The 13625-nt window shown below is 63.5% G+C and carries 14 protein-coding genes; 8 read left to right on the forward strand and 6 right to left on the reverse strand.

The window, feature by feature from the left end; all coding sequences use genetic code 11:
* Positions 1 to 17 precede the first annotated feature (17 nt).
* The 3 genes from trpS to ACX5I4_RS05830 all read left to right on the forward strand — a co-directional run bounded on the left by trpS (position 18) and on the right by ACX5I4_RS05830 (position 2824).
* Positions 18 to 1109, forward strand: coding sequence for a tryptophan--tRNA ligase (trpS, locus tag ACX5I4_RS05820; RefSeq protein ID WP_461835836.1), 1092 nt, complete (start codon positions 18 to 20; stop codon positions 1107 to 1109).
* Between the two features lie 124 nt (positions 1110 to 1233).
* Positions 1234 to 1794, forward strand: a complete 561-nt coding sequence (locus tag ACX5I4_RS05825) for a 2'-5' RNA ligase family protein (protein ID WP_461838661.1) — start codon at positions 1234 to 1236, stop codon at positions 1792 to 1794.
* A gap of 85 nt (positions 1795 to 1879) precedes the next feature.
* Positions 1880 to 2824, forward strand: coding sequence for a YihY/virulence factor BrkB family protein (locus tag ACX5I4_RS05830; protein ID WP_461838662.1), 945 nt, complete (start codon positions 1880 to 1882; stop codon positions 2822 to 2824).
* A 40-nt stretch (positions 2825 to 2864) separates the two neighbouring features.
* Here ACX5I4_RS05830 and ACX5I4_RS05835 read toward each other — a convergent pair whose 3' ends face one another.
* The 6 genes from ACX5I4_RS05835 to sdhC form a co-directional block, all read right to left on the reverse strand.
* Positions 2865 to 4103 (reverse strand): IS110 family RNA-guided transposase, encoded by a 1239-nt coding sequence (locus ACX5I4_RS05835; protein WP_461835837.1) that lies wholly within the window; start codon positions 4101 to 4103, stop codon positions 2865 to 2867.
* Between the two features lie 358 nt (positions 4104 to 4461).
* Complete coding sequence (locus tag ACX5I4_RS05840) at positions 4462 to 5226, reverse strand: alpha/beta hydrolase family protein (protein ID WP_461835838.1); 765 nt, start codon at positions 5224 to 5226, stop codon at positions 4462 to 4464.
* A 112-nt stretch (positions 5227 to 5338) separates the two neighbouring features.
* Complete coding sequence (locus ACX5I4_RS05845; protein ID WP_461835839.1) at positions 5339 to 6121, reverse strand: succinate dehydrogenase iron-sulfur subunit; 783 nt, start codon at positions 6119 to 6121, stop codon at positions 5339 to 5341.
* A complete protein-coding gene (gene sdhA / locus ACX5I4_RS05850) occupies positions 6121 to 7920 on the reverse strand; it encodes a succinate dehydrogenase flavoprotein subunit (protein WP_461835840.1) in 1800 nt (599 codons plus the stop codon). Before sdhA ends, ACX5I4_RS05845 begins: the two co-directional genes overlap by 1 nt.
* 94 nt (positions 7921 to 8014) lie before the next feature.
* The gene (locus ACX5I4_RS05855) at positions 8015 to 8494 is read right to left on the reverse strand and encodes a succinate dehydrogenase hydrophobic membrane anchor subunit (protein ID WP_461835841.1); all 480 of its coding nucleotides are present in this window, start codon (positions 8492 to 8494) and stop codon (positions 8015 to 8017) included.
* 3 nt (positions 8495 to 8497) lie between these two features.
* Positions 8498 to 8878, reverse strand: a complete 381-nt coding sequence (gene sdhC / locus ACX5I4_RS05860) for a succinate dehydrogenase, cytochrome b556 subunit (protein ID WP_265978566.1) — start codon at positions 8876 to 8878, stop codon at positions 8498 to 8500.
* A gap of 238 nt (positions 8879 to 9116) precedes the next feature.
* Between sdhC and ACX5I4_RS05865 the strand changes: the two genes are divergently transcribed.
* The 5 genes from ACX5I4_RS05865 to ACX5I4_RS05885 all read left to right on the forward strand — a co-directional run bounded on the left by ACX5I4_RS05865 (position 9117) and on the right by ACX5I4_RS05885 (position 13601).
* Positions 9117 to 10250 carry a mannose-1-phosphate guanylyltransferase gene (locus ACX5I4_RS05865; RefSeq protein WP_461835842.1) on the forward strand — a complete coding sequence of 378 codons (1134 nt, stop codon included), beginning with the start codon at positions 9117 to 9119 and terminating at the stop codon, positions 10248 to 10250.
* A gap of 78 nt (positions 10251 to 10328) precedes the next feature.
* Complete coding sequence (locus tag ACX5I4_RS05870) at positions 10329 to 11528, forward strand: amidohydrolase (protein ID WP_461835843.1); 1200 nt, start codon at positions 10329 to 10331, stop codon at positions 11526 to 11528.
* Between the two features lie 142 nt (positions 11529 to 11670).
* Complete coding sequence (locus ACX5I4_RS05875; protein WP_461835844.1) at positions 11671 to 12105, forward strand: MarR family winged helix-turn-helix transcriptional regulator; 435 nt, start codon at positions 11671 to 11673, stop codon at positions 12103 to 12105.
* A gap of 48 nt (positions 12106 to 12153) precedes the next feature.
* The gene (locus tag ACX5I4_RS05880) at positions 12154 to 12585 is read left to right on the forward strand and encodes an organic hydroperoxide resistance protein (RefSeq protein WP_461835845.1); all 432 of its coding nucleotides are present in this window, start codon (positions 12154 to 12156) and stop codon (positions 12583 to 12585) included.
* Complete coding sequence (locus tag ACX5I4_RS05885; protein ID WP_461835846.1) at positions 12582 to 13601, forward strand: NADP-dependent oxidoreductase; 1020 nt, start codon at positions 12582 to 12584, stop codon at positions 13599 to 13601. Before ACX5I4_RS05880 ends, ACX5I4_RS05885 begins: the two co-directional genes overlap by 4 nt.
* The last annotated feature ends 24 nt before the right edge of the window (positions 13602 to 13625 follow it).

The raw sequence follows: 13625 nt of genomic DNA on the forward strand, positions 1-13625 counted from the left end.
CTTTCGAAAGTTTCCCCATGACCAGTTCCACCACGACTGAACCCGCTGCGGCCGCGACCATGGCAACATCCACCAAACTGGCTGCCGGAGCCAAGCACCGTGTGCTGTCCGGCATGCAGCCCTCTGCTGACTCCCTCCATCTCGGCAACTACCTCGGTGCCTTGGTCAACTGGGTCCGCATGCAGGACGAGTATGACGCCATCTTCTTCATCCCGGACCTGCACGCCATCACGGTGCCCCAGGATCCTGCCGAGCTGGCTCGCCGTACACGTGTCACTGCTGCTCAGTACATCGCCGGCGGAGTAGACGTCAACAAGTGCACCCTTTTCGTCCAGTCCCAGGTCCCCGAGCATGCCCAGCTCGCTTGGGTCCTGGGCTGCATCACGGGCTTCGGCGAGGCCTCGCGCATGATCCAGTTCAAGGACAAGTCCTTGCAACACGGCTCGGATCACGCCAGCGTCGGGCTGTTCACGTACCCGATCCTGCAGGCAGCCGACATCCTGCTGTACCAGCCGCACGGAGTACCCGTGGGCGAAGACCAGCGGCAGCACATTGAGCTCAGCCGCGATCTCGCCCAGCGTTTCAACAGCCGCTACGGCGAGACGTTCCAGGTGCCGCAGGCCTTCATCCAGAAGGAATCGGCCAAGATCTACGATCTCCAGCACCCCACGGCCAAGATGTCCAAGTCCGCAGAGTCGCCGGCCGGCTTGATCAACCTGCTGGACGACCCGAAGGTCACGGCCAAGCGCATCAAGTCGGCGGTCACGGACACCGAGACGGAAATCCGTTTCGACCGTGAGGCCAAGCCCGGGGTGTCCAACCTGCTGAGCATCTACTCATCCATCAGCGGGCAGCCGGTGGAAAAGATCGTCGCGGACTACGAAGGCAAGATGTATGGCCACTTGAAGGTCGATCTCGCCGAACTCGTCGCCGGCCACCTCGGGCCCATCCGGGACCGCGCCAACGAACTGCTGGCAGACCCGGGCGAGCTCGATCGCCTCCTGGCCCATGGGGCAGACAAGGCCCGTGAGATTGCCTCGGCCACCCTTGCCGATGTCTACGCCAAGGTGGGCTTCCTGCCTTACGGCGGAGCACCAGGAATCCGCTAAAACCATGTGCGCAGCTGGCAAGCTCAGCGTCCAGGCTGGCTCCCCTCCAGGGGGAGCCGGCCGGGCCACTGATGCCCGCCCGGATGCGGGTGGAAACCAGTCTGCCAGCGCGTGCGGCGACAGTATGTGCGTGGGCGTCATTCTGGGTTTTCCGCCGGATGTGGCGCAGGAGCTGCAGCAGTGGCGCGCCTCCTTCGGTGATCCCATGGCCGAGGTCATCCCTGCCCACATCACGCTGGTCACCACCACGCCAGCGCAGGATTGGGAAGCCACGCGTGAGCATGTTCGGGAGGTCGCCCGGCGCCAGGCGCCGTTCAAAATCACGATTTCCGGAACGGGCTCCTTCCGTCCCGTGTCCCCTGTGGTATTCCTGAACGTCGAAGACGGTTTCACCGAGTGCGTGGGCCTGCACGAACAACTGCAGACCGGTCCCTTGGAACGGGATCTGCCTTTCCCTTACCACCCGCACGTGACGGTCGCCCACGACGTCGCTCCCGAAAGCCTGGATGAGGCCGAAACGGTTCTGAAGAACTACACCGCCACCTTCCCTGTGGTTAGCATGGGACTTTACGAGCACGACAACAATGGCATCTGGCAGCTACGGGAAGAGCTCGATTTTGGCGGGGACACAGATCAGGCACGGGAAAGCGCAGCGAACAGCGGAGATTCCGCCGCAACCAACTGAGCTCGCCAAACTCAGGCTGCAACTGATCCATCGCAGGCTCGACTGGGGCCATACTCGGCGCTCCAACGCTGGCACCGCAGCGAAGCTGATGGCCTTCGTGCAGCTGTTCCTGGCCCGGCTGAACACCTTCCGGGCCATGCGGGCGTGGCAGCACTACTCTCTGCGCCACGGGCCGCTCATGAGTGCCGGCATCGGGTTCACGATGTTCTTCTCCATCACCGGTTTACTGGCCACGGGATTTTCGATCGCGGGCCTCGTCCTGAGCGGTCAGCCATTCTTGGTGGACGCCATCATCGCGAACGTGTCCAAGAGTGCGCCGGGGCTCTTGAAGGTGGACGGCGGCGAGGGTCTGGTCAATCCACATGACCTGCTCAATCCGAACGGACTGGGCTGGACCGCGGTCATCGCCGCTGTAGTCACGGTGTTTACTTCCTTGGGTTGGATCGCGAGCGTACGCGAGGGGCTGCGTGGGGTCATGGAATTGCCACCCCTGCCCCGCAACGCGGTCCTGGCGAAACTGTTCGACGCCGGGACGCTCCTGCTGCTTGGCGTGGCGCTGGTCCTGAGCGCAGGTGTCTCCCTTGTCTTCGGAACGGCGGCCGGCTGGGCGATCGGCCTCCTTGGCCTGGATGAAGGCATTGCGGGACCCGTGATTGGCGTCGTGAAGCTGGCGGTGCCATTGTTGCTGAACTGGGCGACGGCGGCCATCCTGTTCCGGCTTGCGGGGAACCTCCCACTCGGGCGGCAGGCCTTCGTGGAGGGAACCATCATCGCGGCCGTCGGAACCACCGTGCTCCAGGTCTTCAGCACCGAGCTGCTGGCGCGCGCAGGCCAGAACCCCGTCCTCGCACCCTTCGCCATCATTATCGGGCTTCTCATCTGGTTCAACCTGGTCAGTCAGGTCTATCTGGTGTCCGCGGCCTGGTCGGCTATCAGGGAAGCGGACGGGGACGCACATGAACCGCACCGGAGGGCCGCCCTAGGATCGAGGCACCTTCCGCCGCGCACGTTCCACGCAAAGGGCTCTTGAGGGTGGCCAGGGTCCCAACTAATACGAAAGTAGGGGTGGGTCAGGCTGCGGTGACCGGTGTGAGCGTGACGTCATAGCCGAGGCTGGTGAGTTGCTTGATGGCGTTGTTCTTGGCGCGGGTCGGGTTGATGCGGGTGAAGTGGTCGGCTCCGGGCTCGTTGTAGCACTCTCCGTTGGCGAGCATGTGCCAGGCTGCGGTGAGGATGGAATGTTCGACGGCGACGAGGGCTTTGTTGCGTCCGCTTCGGGCTGTGATGCGGTGGTATCTCGCGGCGAGGTAGGTGTTCTTGGACCGTGCGGCCGACATGGCCGCGGTGCCCAGGGCTGCTTTGAGGTATTTGTTCCCGGGCAGGATGTGCGCGGATTTGATCCGTCCGGCGGACTCGTTGGATCCGGGACTGACGCCGGCCCAGGACGCGAGCCGGGCGGGGGTTTCGAACACGGCCATGTCCGCACCGGTTTCGGCGATGATCACTTCGGCAACTTTGAGGGAGACTCCGGGGATGGTGGCCAGGGCTTCCCTGGCGTCGCGAAAGGGTTCCATCGCCTCCTCGATCCGTGCCGTGAGGGCGTCGATGACCCGGGTGTGGGTGTCGATCTGGTCCAGGTGCAGGCGGGCCATGAACGCGTGGTGGGGTTTGAACCGCCCGGTGAGCGCGTCAACGAGGGCCGGGATCTTCGAGCGCAGCACTCCCCGGGCCATGCCGGCCAGGACATCGGGGTTGCGTTCCCCGTTGATGAGGGCCTCGAGCATGTCCCGGGAGGACACCCCGGTCAGGTCCGAGACCACGGAGGAGAGCTTGATCCCGGAACTCTCCAGGAACTTCTCCAGCCGCTGGATCTCCCGGGCCCGGTCGCGGGTGGCGATCGCACGGGCCCGGGTCAGGTCCCTGAGTTCACGGATCGGTTCCGGCGGCACGAACGAGGCCCGCAACAACCCGAAAGCGGCCAACTGCGCCAGCCAGGCCGCGTCGGAGACGTCCGTCTTGCGCCCGGGGATGTTCCGGGCGGCCTTGGCGTTGACGAGCATCACCGGCAGCGTTTCCTCCATCAGGTAGTAGAAGGGCTTCCAGTAGTCACTGGTCGCTTCCATCACCACCGTGGTCACATGTTCGCGTTCCAGGAACTCCCGCAGTTCCAGGATCTTCTGTGTAGTCGAGCCCCAGGTCGTGACCGTCGACGCATAGGTCCCGGCCCGCGGGCCCGGCACCCGCACGCAGAGTTTCGCGTCGCGTTTGGAGATATCCAACCCCGCGGCCCGCTCGTGAACAATGTCCATTCCTTCTTCCCTCCAACACCCTCAGGCGGCCATCTACTGTGTCCGTCTCGGGGAGGACAGGGAATATGTTCAGGAATCTAATACCCGTGCTTCACAGCAACAATCCACGGTTCCCGTGGAAGCCCTCCCACACCACGCTGACTCACGGACTCAAGGCACCAACTTGGGTCGGCGTTCACCAAGACGAACACCTCCATGATCACCGAGCCGCCCGGAGAGGGCCAGAGTCCAGGTGCGCCAGACGCATACTTTCCCGGTCCACGGCGCGCTAGCGGCGCTCATCCGCTGACTCGCAGTTGTTGTCGTTTTGAGCCCTCATAACGACAACAACTGCTAGTTAGTTGGGCTGGGTTTCGCGCTAGTCGCCGAGGTACTGCCCGGCCCAGGCTGAGATGATCCGGGCAACCCGGGCGGCTTGTCCCTTGCCTGTCAACAGGTGGTCGCTGCCTTCGAGCGAGACGAAGCTCCGCGGGTGCCGCGCCGTTTGGAAGATCTCGCTGGCATTGTCGATGCCCACGGTGTTGTCCGTGGGGGAGTGCAGCACCATGAGGGGTCTGTGCAGGGTACGGATGCAGTCCCTGAGGTCGGCCTGCTCCACGTCCTCCACAAAGTGGCGGCGAACCTCCATGCGCCTGCCGCCTAGGTTGACCTCTGCGCTGCCTTCGCTGAGGATCGTGCTCACTTCGGCGTCGAACATGTGCTCCACGTGTTTGGGCTCGAACGGGGCGCCCACAGTCGCAACGGCCCGTACCTCGGGAAGGCTGAGGGCCGCCGCCAGCACAGCCGCTCCGCCGAAGGAGTGGCCCACCAGCAGGGAGATTTCCTTGTCATCGGCACGCATGAACTCTGCGGCTCGGATGGTGTCTGCCACTTTCACGCTGAACGATCCAGCGGACCATTCGCCGGCGGAGTCGCCCAGCCCAAGGTTGTCGAAGCGAAGCATGCCGACACCAAGGTCCGCCAAGCCCTTGCAGATGCGCGAAGCAGAGGGGCTGTCCTTGCCGAGGGTCAAACCATGGGAGAACACACCCCAGCCCCGGACCGGGCCCTCAGGCACATCCACGATCCCCGCGAGGAGATCTCCAGTGCTGCCTTCGAAGCTGATCTTCATGGATTTGGACACCTTGTCCGCCTTTCGTTTTGCGAGTTGCCCGGCTTTCGTGAACGACTCTTAAACAACGACGACGGCGTACCCCGCCAAGGGGGACACCGTCGTCGTACTCTAACTTCGGAAACTAGATCTTGCGTGCCAGGATGGCCTGCTTGACCTCGGCGATGGCCTGGGTCACCTGGATGCCACGGGGGCAAGCCTCCGAGCAGTTGAAGGTAGTGCGGCAGCGCCACACGCCTTCCTTGTCGTTGAGGATCTCCAAGCGCATGTCGCCAGCGTCGTCACGGGAATCGAAGATGAAGCGGTGCGCGTTCACAATGGCGGCCGGGCCGAAGTACTGGCCGTCCGTCCAGAACACGGGGCAAGACGAGGTGCACGCAGCGCACAGGATGCACTTGGTGGTGTCGTCAAAGCGCTCACGGTCCTCGACGGACTGCAGACGCTCCTTGGTGGGTTCGTGGCCCTTGTTGATGAGGAACGGCATGACCTCGCGGAAGGACTGGAAGAACGGCTCCATGTCCACGATCAGGTCCTTCTCCACGGGGAGGCCCTTGATCGGCTCAACAGTGATGGGCTTGGACGTGTCCAGGTCCTTCAGCAGGGTCTTGCAGGCGAGGCGGTTGCGGCCGTTGATGCGCATGGCATCGGAGCCGCAAATGCCGTGTGCACAAGAGCGGCGGAAAGACAGCGAGCCGTCGATCTCCCACTTGACCTTGTGCAGGGCGTCCAGCACGCGGTCCGTGCCGTACATGGTCAGCTGGTGGTCTTCCCAAGCTGCCTCTTCCGAGACCTCGGGGTTGTAGCGACGCACGCGCAGGGTGATGTTGAAGGTGGGAATTTCCCCGCCTCCGCCAATGCCTGCGGGAAGCTCGATCTTGGAGGCCGGCTCAGCCATTTCGGTCGTCATTAGTACTTACGCTCCATTGGCTCGTAACGGGTAAAGACAACGGGCTTGGTCTCGAGACGGATGCCCGCTACGGATTCGGCTGACGATTCGGTGGTGACCGAGCTGTCCTTGTAAGCCATGGAGTGCTTCATGAACTTCTCGTCGTCGCGGTCCGGGAAGTCCTCGCGGTAGTGGCCGCCGCGGGACTCTTCACGGTGCAGTGCACCGACCGTCATGACCTTCGCCATGTCGAGGAGGAAGCCCAGTTCCACGGCCTCCAGCAGATCCAGGTTGAAGCGCTTGCCCTTGTCCTGGACAACTACGTTCTTGTACCGCGCTTCGAATTCGGCGATGTCGCTGAGCACCTGCTCCAAGGATTCCTTGGTGCGGAACACCTGCATGTTGGTGTCCATGGTTTCCTGCAGTTCCTTGCGGATCTGCGCGACACGCTCGGTTCCGTTGCCGTCCAGGAGCCCGGACAACATGGTGCGGGTGTGTGCTTCGGGATCCTCCGGCAGCTCGACGAAGTCGGCAGTCTTGGAGTATTCCGCCGCGGCAACGCCGGCGCGCTTGCCGAAGACGTTGATGTCCAGGAGGGAGTTCGTGCCAAGGCGGTTGGAGCCGTGGACCGAAACGCAGGCAACCTCGCCGGCGGCGTACAGGCCGGGCACGATGGTCTCGTTGTCCTGCAGCACCTCGGTGGTGATGTTGGTGGGGATACCGCCCATGGCGTAGTGCGCCGTCGGGAACACCGGAACAGGCTCCGTGAACGGTTCCACGCCCAGGTAGGTGCGGGCAAACTCGGTGATGTCCGGGAGCTTGGCCTCGATGTGCGCGGGCTCGAGGTGGGTCAGGTCCAGGAGGACGTAGTCCTTGTTCGGACCACAACCACGGCCTTCGCGGACTTCGTTCGCCATCGCGCGGGCCACGATGTCACGGGGCGCGAGGTCCTTGATGGTGGGGGCGTAGCGCTCCATGAAGCGTTCACCCTCCGAGTTACGGAGGATAGCGCCTTCGCCACGTGCACCTTCGGTGAGGAGGATGCCCAGGCCCGCAAGGCCGGTCGGGTGGAACTGGAAGAACTCCATGTCTTCCAGCGGGATACCACGGCGGAAAGCGATGCCCATGCCGTCACCGGTCAGGGTGTGGGCGTTGGAGGTGGTCTTGAAGACCTTGCCGGCGCCGCCGGAGGCGAAGACCACGGATTTGGCCTGGAAGACGTGCAGTTCGCCGGACGCGAGGTCGTAGGACACGACGCCGGCAACGCGCTTCTGCTTGTACGGCGTGCCGTCCTCGCGTACTGCGTCTTCTTCGACGAGCAGCAGGTCCAGGACGTAGTACTCGTTGTAGAACTCAACGTTGTGCTTGACGCAGTTTTGGTACAGCGTCTGCAGGATCATGTGGCCCGTGCGGTCTGCCGCGTAGCAGGCGCGGCGGACCGGAGCCTTTCCGTGGTCACGGGTGTGACCACCGAAACGGCGCTGGTCAATGCGGCCCTCGGGCGTGCGGTTGAACGGCAGACCCATCTTTTCCAGGTCCAGCACGGCGTCGATGGCTTCCTTCGCCATGACCTCGGCTGCATCCTGGTCAACCAGGTAGTCTCCACCCTTGATGGTGTCGAATGTGTGCCACTCCCAGTTGTCCTCTTCGACGTTGGCCAGGGCTGCACACATGCCGCCCTGGGCTGCGCCGGTGTGGGAACGGGTGGGGTAGAGCTTGGTCAGTACTGCAGTGCGTGCGCGCTGACCGGATTCGATCGCGGCGCGCATGCCGGCGCCGCCGGCACCGACAATAACGACGTCGTACTTATGGACCTGCATACCAGATGCTCTTTCTCTCTAAGTCAGATGGTCGGCGGAGCCTGCTCCGCGTGTTGTGCACCATCCGGACATTGCCGGTGGTGCAGCGGAGCCGCTACGGCGCCGGGCAGAACCCGCCCGGCAGCTGAACGCCGTTGACGACTGGGCACGGGTTGAACGTGAAGATCACCAGGGTGCCCAGAACGATGATGACGAAGCTGGCCGCGTACAGGACCACCTTGAGCCAGAAGCGGGTGGCGTCCTTTTCGGCGTAGTCGTTGATGATGGTGCGTACACCGTTGGTGCCGTGAAGCATCGCGAGCCACAGCATGGCCAGGTCCCAGAACTGCCAGAACGGGTCGGCCCACTTGCCTGCCACGAAGCCGAAGTCGATGGCGTGGATGCCCTCTCCCACCAGCAGGTTCACGAAGAGGTGGCCGAAGATCAGCACCACGAGCACAACGCCGGAGAGGCGCATGAACAGCCATGCGAGCATCTCGAAGTTTCCCCTGGAACCGGTGCCGCGGCGGTACTGCGGAGCGATCTTTCCGCTACTGATCTTTCCGCTGCGGGGATTCTGAATATCAGTACTCATGGCTTAGTGGCCTCCCAGAGCGAGGGACAGGTGGCGGATGGCGAAGGCCGCGAAGGTGACCAGCCAGAGTGCCAGGACAACCCACAGCATCTGGCGCTGGTACTTGGCGCCCTTCTTCCAGAAGTCAACGGCGATGATGCGCAAGCCATTGAAGGCGTGGAAAACGATCGCTGCGACGAGGCCCGTTTCGCCCAAGGCCATGAGGGGGTTCTTGTAGGCGCCGATGACGGCCGTGTAGGCCTCCGGGGACACACGCACCAATGAGGTGTCCAGCACATGGACCAACAAGAAGAAAAAGATCACAACACCGGTAATACGATGTCCAACCCAGGACCACATGCCTTCACGGCCGCGGTACAAGGTGCCAGCTGGTTTTGTCGGCACTGAATAAACCTTCCTGCAACACAGCGGCGCTGGCACGGGATCCATGCGGGGGGAACGCCAGCTGCGAGAGCACTCGTAGCTCAGCCTAAATCTAGGCTTCGCTCACAGCTTATTCAATTTAGGCGCCCCTTCTTGTAACGAGATTGCGGGTGTTCGCCTGAATTCCGGTCTTTTCGCCGCGGGGGTGAGACGAAGACCACAAAGTGGGACTTGCGCCGGTGTCCGATAAGGTGTTGCGGTGAGTACAGAAAACGCTGCAAGCCCCGAATCGCCATTGCGCCACTTCCACGCGGTCATTCCGGCCGGCGGAGTGGGCACGCGCCTATGGCCGCTTTCGCGTGCTGCCGCGCCCAAATTCCTGCACGACCTCACAGGCTCGGGAAGCACCCTCCTGCGGGCTACGTATGACCGCCTCGAACCATTGGCGGGAAATCGGGTACTCGTGGTCACGGGCGTGGCGCACCGCGCTGCTGTCTGCCGCCAGCTTCCCGAAGTAGGCGACGACGAGCTGGTCCTCGAAAGCGAACCGAAAGACTCAGGGGCGGCGATCGGCCTCGCGGCCGCCATCCTGCACCGTCGTAACCCGGACACCATCATGGGTTCCTTCGCGGCCGACCACGTCATTAGCCCGGACCACCTCTTCCAGGAGACAGTCCGCGAGGCCATCCACACCGCCGCCGCAGGAAAGATCGTCACCATCGGCATCAAGCCCACGCATCCTTCAACCGGGTTCGGGTACATCCGTACCGGCGACTTGCTCCATGTGGACAACGCGCCGAATGCGCATGCCGTGGTCGAGTTCGTCGAAAAGCCGAGCGAAGACATCGCGAAGAAGTACCTCGAAACCGGCGATTACGTCTGGAACGCCGGAATGTTTGTCGCCCCTGTGGCGCTCATGCTCAAGCACCTTGAAGCAAACCAGCCGGTCCTGTTTGCCGGGCTGCAGCAAATTGCGGAAGCCTGGGACACCCCGGAGCGCGATGAAGTGACGGCTCGCGTGTGGCCCACGCTGCCCAAGATCGCCATTGACTACGCCGTCGCAGAACCCGCCGCAGCGGCGGGGGATGTCGCCGTCGTGCCCGGTACCTTCCGTTGGGACGACGTCGGAGACTTTGCCGCGATCGGCCGCCTCAACAACGCCGGCGACGTGGACGAAGTGACGGTCCTCGGCGAAGGCGCACGTGTCTTCACCGAGAACGCGAGCGGCGTTGTTGTCTCCGATACCAAGCGTGTGATCGCGCTGATCGGCATCAAGGACGTGGTGATCGTGGACACGCCGGACGCCTTGCTTGTTACCACCAAGGAGCACGCCCAGCGGGTCAAGGGAGCGGTGGACGCGCTCAAGGCAAGTGGAGATACCGACGTTCTCTAGTCCGAATGCTCGAGGCGCGGTCCGTAACCAAGAGACCCCTTTCGTTATTCGAGGGGCGCGGATGGCTAGAGTTGTGAGGTGCGCAATTTCACTACTGAAACCGAGCCGACCCCCGTGGTGAGGCCGTGGCTTGACGATCTCTTGCCGGAACTCCTTGAATTCCGTCGGGACCTCCATGCGCATCCGGAGCTTTCCTTCAAGGAATTCCGCACCACTGACAAACTGGTGGAACGGCTCGAAGCTGCCGGACTGAACCCTCGCCGGCTCGAAGGCTCTGGGCTGACGGTCGACGTCGGCGAAGGGCCCATCGCCACTGCGCTGCGCGGTGATATCGATGCCCTCCCCATCATCGAGGAGACCGGGCTTCCGTTTGCGTCGAAGAACCATGGAGTGACCCACGCCTGCGGGCACGACGTCCATACCACCAGCATGCTCGGGATTGCCTTGGTGCTGCACGCAATGCATCAGGAATCCCCGTTGGGCGGCACGGTGCGCATCATCTTCCAACCCGCCGAGGAAACCATGCCCGGCGGTGCATTGTCCTGCATCGAGCAGGGCGTCCTTCAGGGAGTCCCCCGGATTCTGGCGCTGCACTGCGATCCGCGCATCAACGTTGGCCAGATCGGTACGCGCATCGGGGCCATCACCTCTGCCTCGGACACCATCAAGATCGAACTGACCGGGCGTGGCGGCCACACTTCCCGGCCGCACTTGACCGAGGACCTGGTCTTCGCGCTGGCCCAGATCGCCATCAACGTCCCGGCCGTTCTGTCCCGTCGCGTGGATGTCCGCAGCGGCGTCTCGGTAGTGTGGGGCCAGATCACGGCAGGTTCCGCGCCCAACGCCATCCCCGCCAACGGTTACATGGCCGGTACCATGCGCTGCCTGGACCGCGATGCATGGCACAGCGCAGGGGAACTGTTGGACGACGTCGTCCAGCAGGTTGCCGCGCCGTACGGGGTTGACGTCCATCTCGAGCACACCCGCGGTGTCCCTCCGGTGGTCAACTCGGAACACGAGACCGCGCTCATAGAGGCTGCGGCCCGGGCTGAACTCGGTGAGCACGCCGTGGTCCTGACCCCACAGTCCATGGGCGGCGAGGACTTCGCCTGGTTCCTGGCAGACCTTCCGGGCGCCATGATGCGGCTCGGAACCCACACGCCCGGCGGTGAAGAATACGATCTCCACCGCGGTGATTTCATCGTGGACGAACGAGCGCTCGGCTTCGCCATCCAAGTCCTGGCCGCCGCCGCATTGCGCACCATCCGGGATCTCTAAAAGTCTGAGCGCGAACTGGCAGCAGGTGCCCTCAAATCCGTTTTTGGGGGCATCTGCTGCCAGCTCGCGCTCATCTTTTGGGCAAGTGATTTTTTGGGTAATTGAGTTGTGCACAATTTAATTGTGAGCTATCGTTATTCCCATGAGTGAAGCCCCCCGTCTCAACCACCAGGTCTGTTTCGCCCTCTACTCCGCATCGAAGGCGGCCACGGCGGTCTACCGGCCGGTGCTGGATGAGCTTGGGCTGACCTATCCGCAGTACCTCGTGATGCTTGTTCTCTGGGAAAGCGAACCGCGGAGCGTACGGGAACTGGGGGCTGAGCTGGGACTTGACTCGGGCACACTGTCGCCCCTGCTCAAGAGGCTTGAAGCCTTGGGCCTGGTGGAACGCCGTCGTTCGGCTGAAGATGAGCGCCGCGTCGAAATCCACCTGACGGACCCGGGGCTTGCCCTGAGTGCCAGGGCCGGGGCCGTACCACAGCGGCTCGCGGACGCAGCAGGCTTGAGCGCTACCGAGCTCGCGCAGCTTCACGACACCCTGGGCAGGCTTACCGCCGCCCTCCATTCAGCCATCTGATCGTCCATCCCAACACGTCCATCCCATCCAAGGAAAAGGAACCCCATAGTGAAGACTTTGTACACAGCCGAGGCGCTTGCCTCCGGTGAAGGCCGTGACGGCAACGCACGCACCAACGACGGCAAGCTGGACGTGGCACTCGCCAGCCCGGTGGAACTGGGCGGAAACGGCCAGGGAACCAACCCCGAGCAGCTTTTCGCCGCCGGTTACGCGGCGTGCTTCCACTCGGCACTCAGGCTGGTGGGGCGCAAGGCCCGGGTGGATCTCAGTGATTCCGCGGTGGCAGCCAAGATCCACTTCGGCGCCTTGGAAGGCCGCGAGGGATATGGCCTTGCCGCCGAGCTTGAGATCGCCTTGCCGGCCCTCGACCGGGAAACCGCCGAGCAGCTCGTGGCCAAGGCGCACCAGATCTGCCCATACTCCAACGCGACCCGCGGCAACATCGCCGTCGACATCAAGCTTGTGGAGGTGGCCGCATGAGCGCCGGAGTTCCCAGCCGCACGCGTGAAGTCCAGCTCGCATCCCGCCCGCAGGGACGTCCGGTCCAAGAGAATTTCCGCCTGGCGGAGACTGATCTGCCAGAGCTGCAGGACGGCCAGATCCTCGTTCGCAACGAGTTCATGTCCGTCGACCCCTACATGCGCGGCCGCATGAACGACGCGAAGTCCTATTCGGCGCCTTTCCGTCTCGATGAAGCGCTCGACGGCGGCGCGGTCGGCGAGGTGATCGCGTCCCGTTCCGAAGAACACAAGGTGGGCGACGTCGTCGTGCACCAGCTCGGCTGGCGCGAGTTCTCCGTGGTGGACGCCGCACGTGTGACGCCGGTTCCGGCCGGCCTCGCGCCGACCTCGGCGTTCCTTGGTGCGCTCGGTATGACGGGACTGACGGCGTATGCCGGGCTCCTCAAAGTGGCCGAGTTCAAAGCCGGAGACGTCGTCTTCGTCTCCGGCGCCGCGGGCGCGGTCGGCTCGATCGTGGGCCAGATCGCCAAGGCCATGGGCGCCTCCAGGGTGATCGGCAGCGCCGGTTCGCCGGAGAAGGTGGCGCGCTTGCTGGAACTCGGCTTCGACGCAGCCTTCGACTACCACGACGGTCCGGTGGTGAAGCAACTCCGTGAGGCGGCGGGGGAGCGTGGCATCGACGTCTACTTTGACAACGTGGGCGGCGAACATCTCGAGGCTGCCCTCGCAGTCCTCACTGTGGACGGACGTGTGGCGATGTGCGGTGCCATCTCGCAATACAACTCCACGGAGCCCACAACTGCTCCGCGCAACCTTGCTGTGGCCATTGGAAAGCAACTGACCCTCCGAGGCTTCCTGGTAAGCGGGCAGCGCCAGCACGCCGCCGAGTTTGCCGGGAGGATGGCCGGTTGGCTCGCCGATGGAACGGTCCGCTACGACGAGACGATCGTTGACGGGCTGGAAAACGCGCCCCAGGCCTTCATGGATCTCCTGGATGGGGCCAACACCGGCAAAATGCTGGTCCGCCTGAACTGAGTACCTCTGCATTGGTACCTCTGC

The sequence above is a fragment of the Arthrobacter sp. MMS24-S77 genome (genome assembly GCF_054888235.1).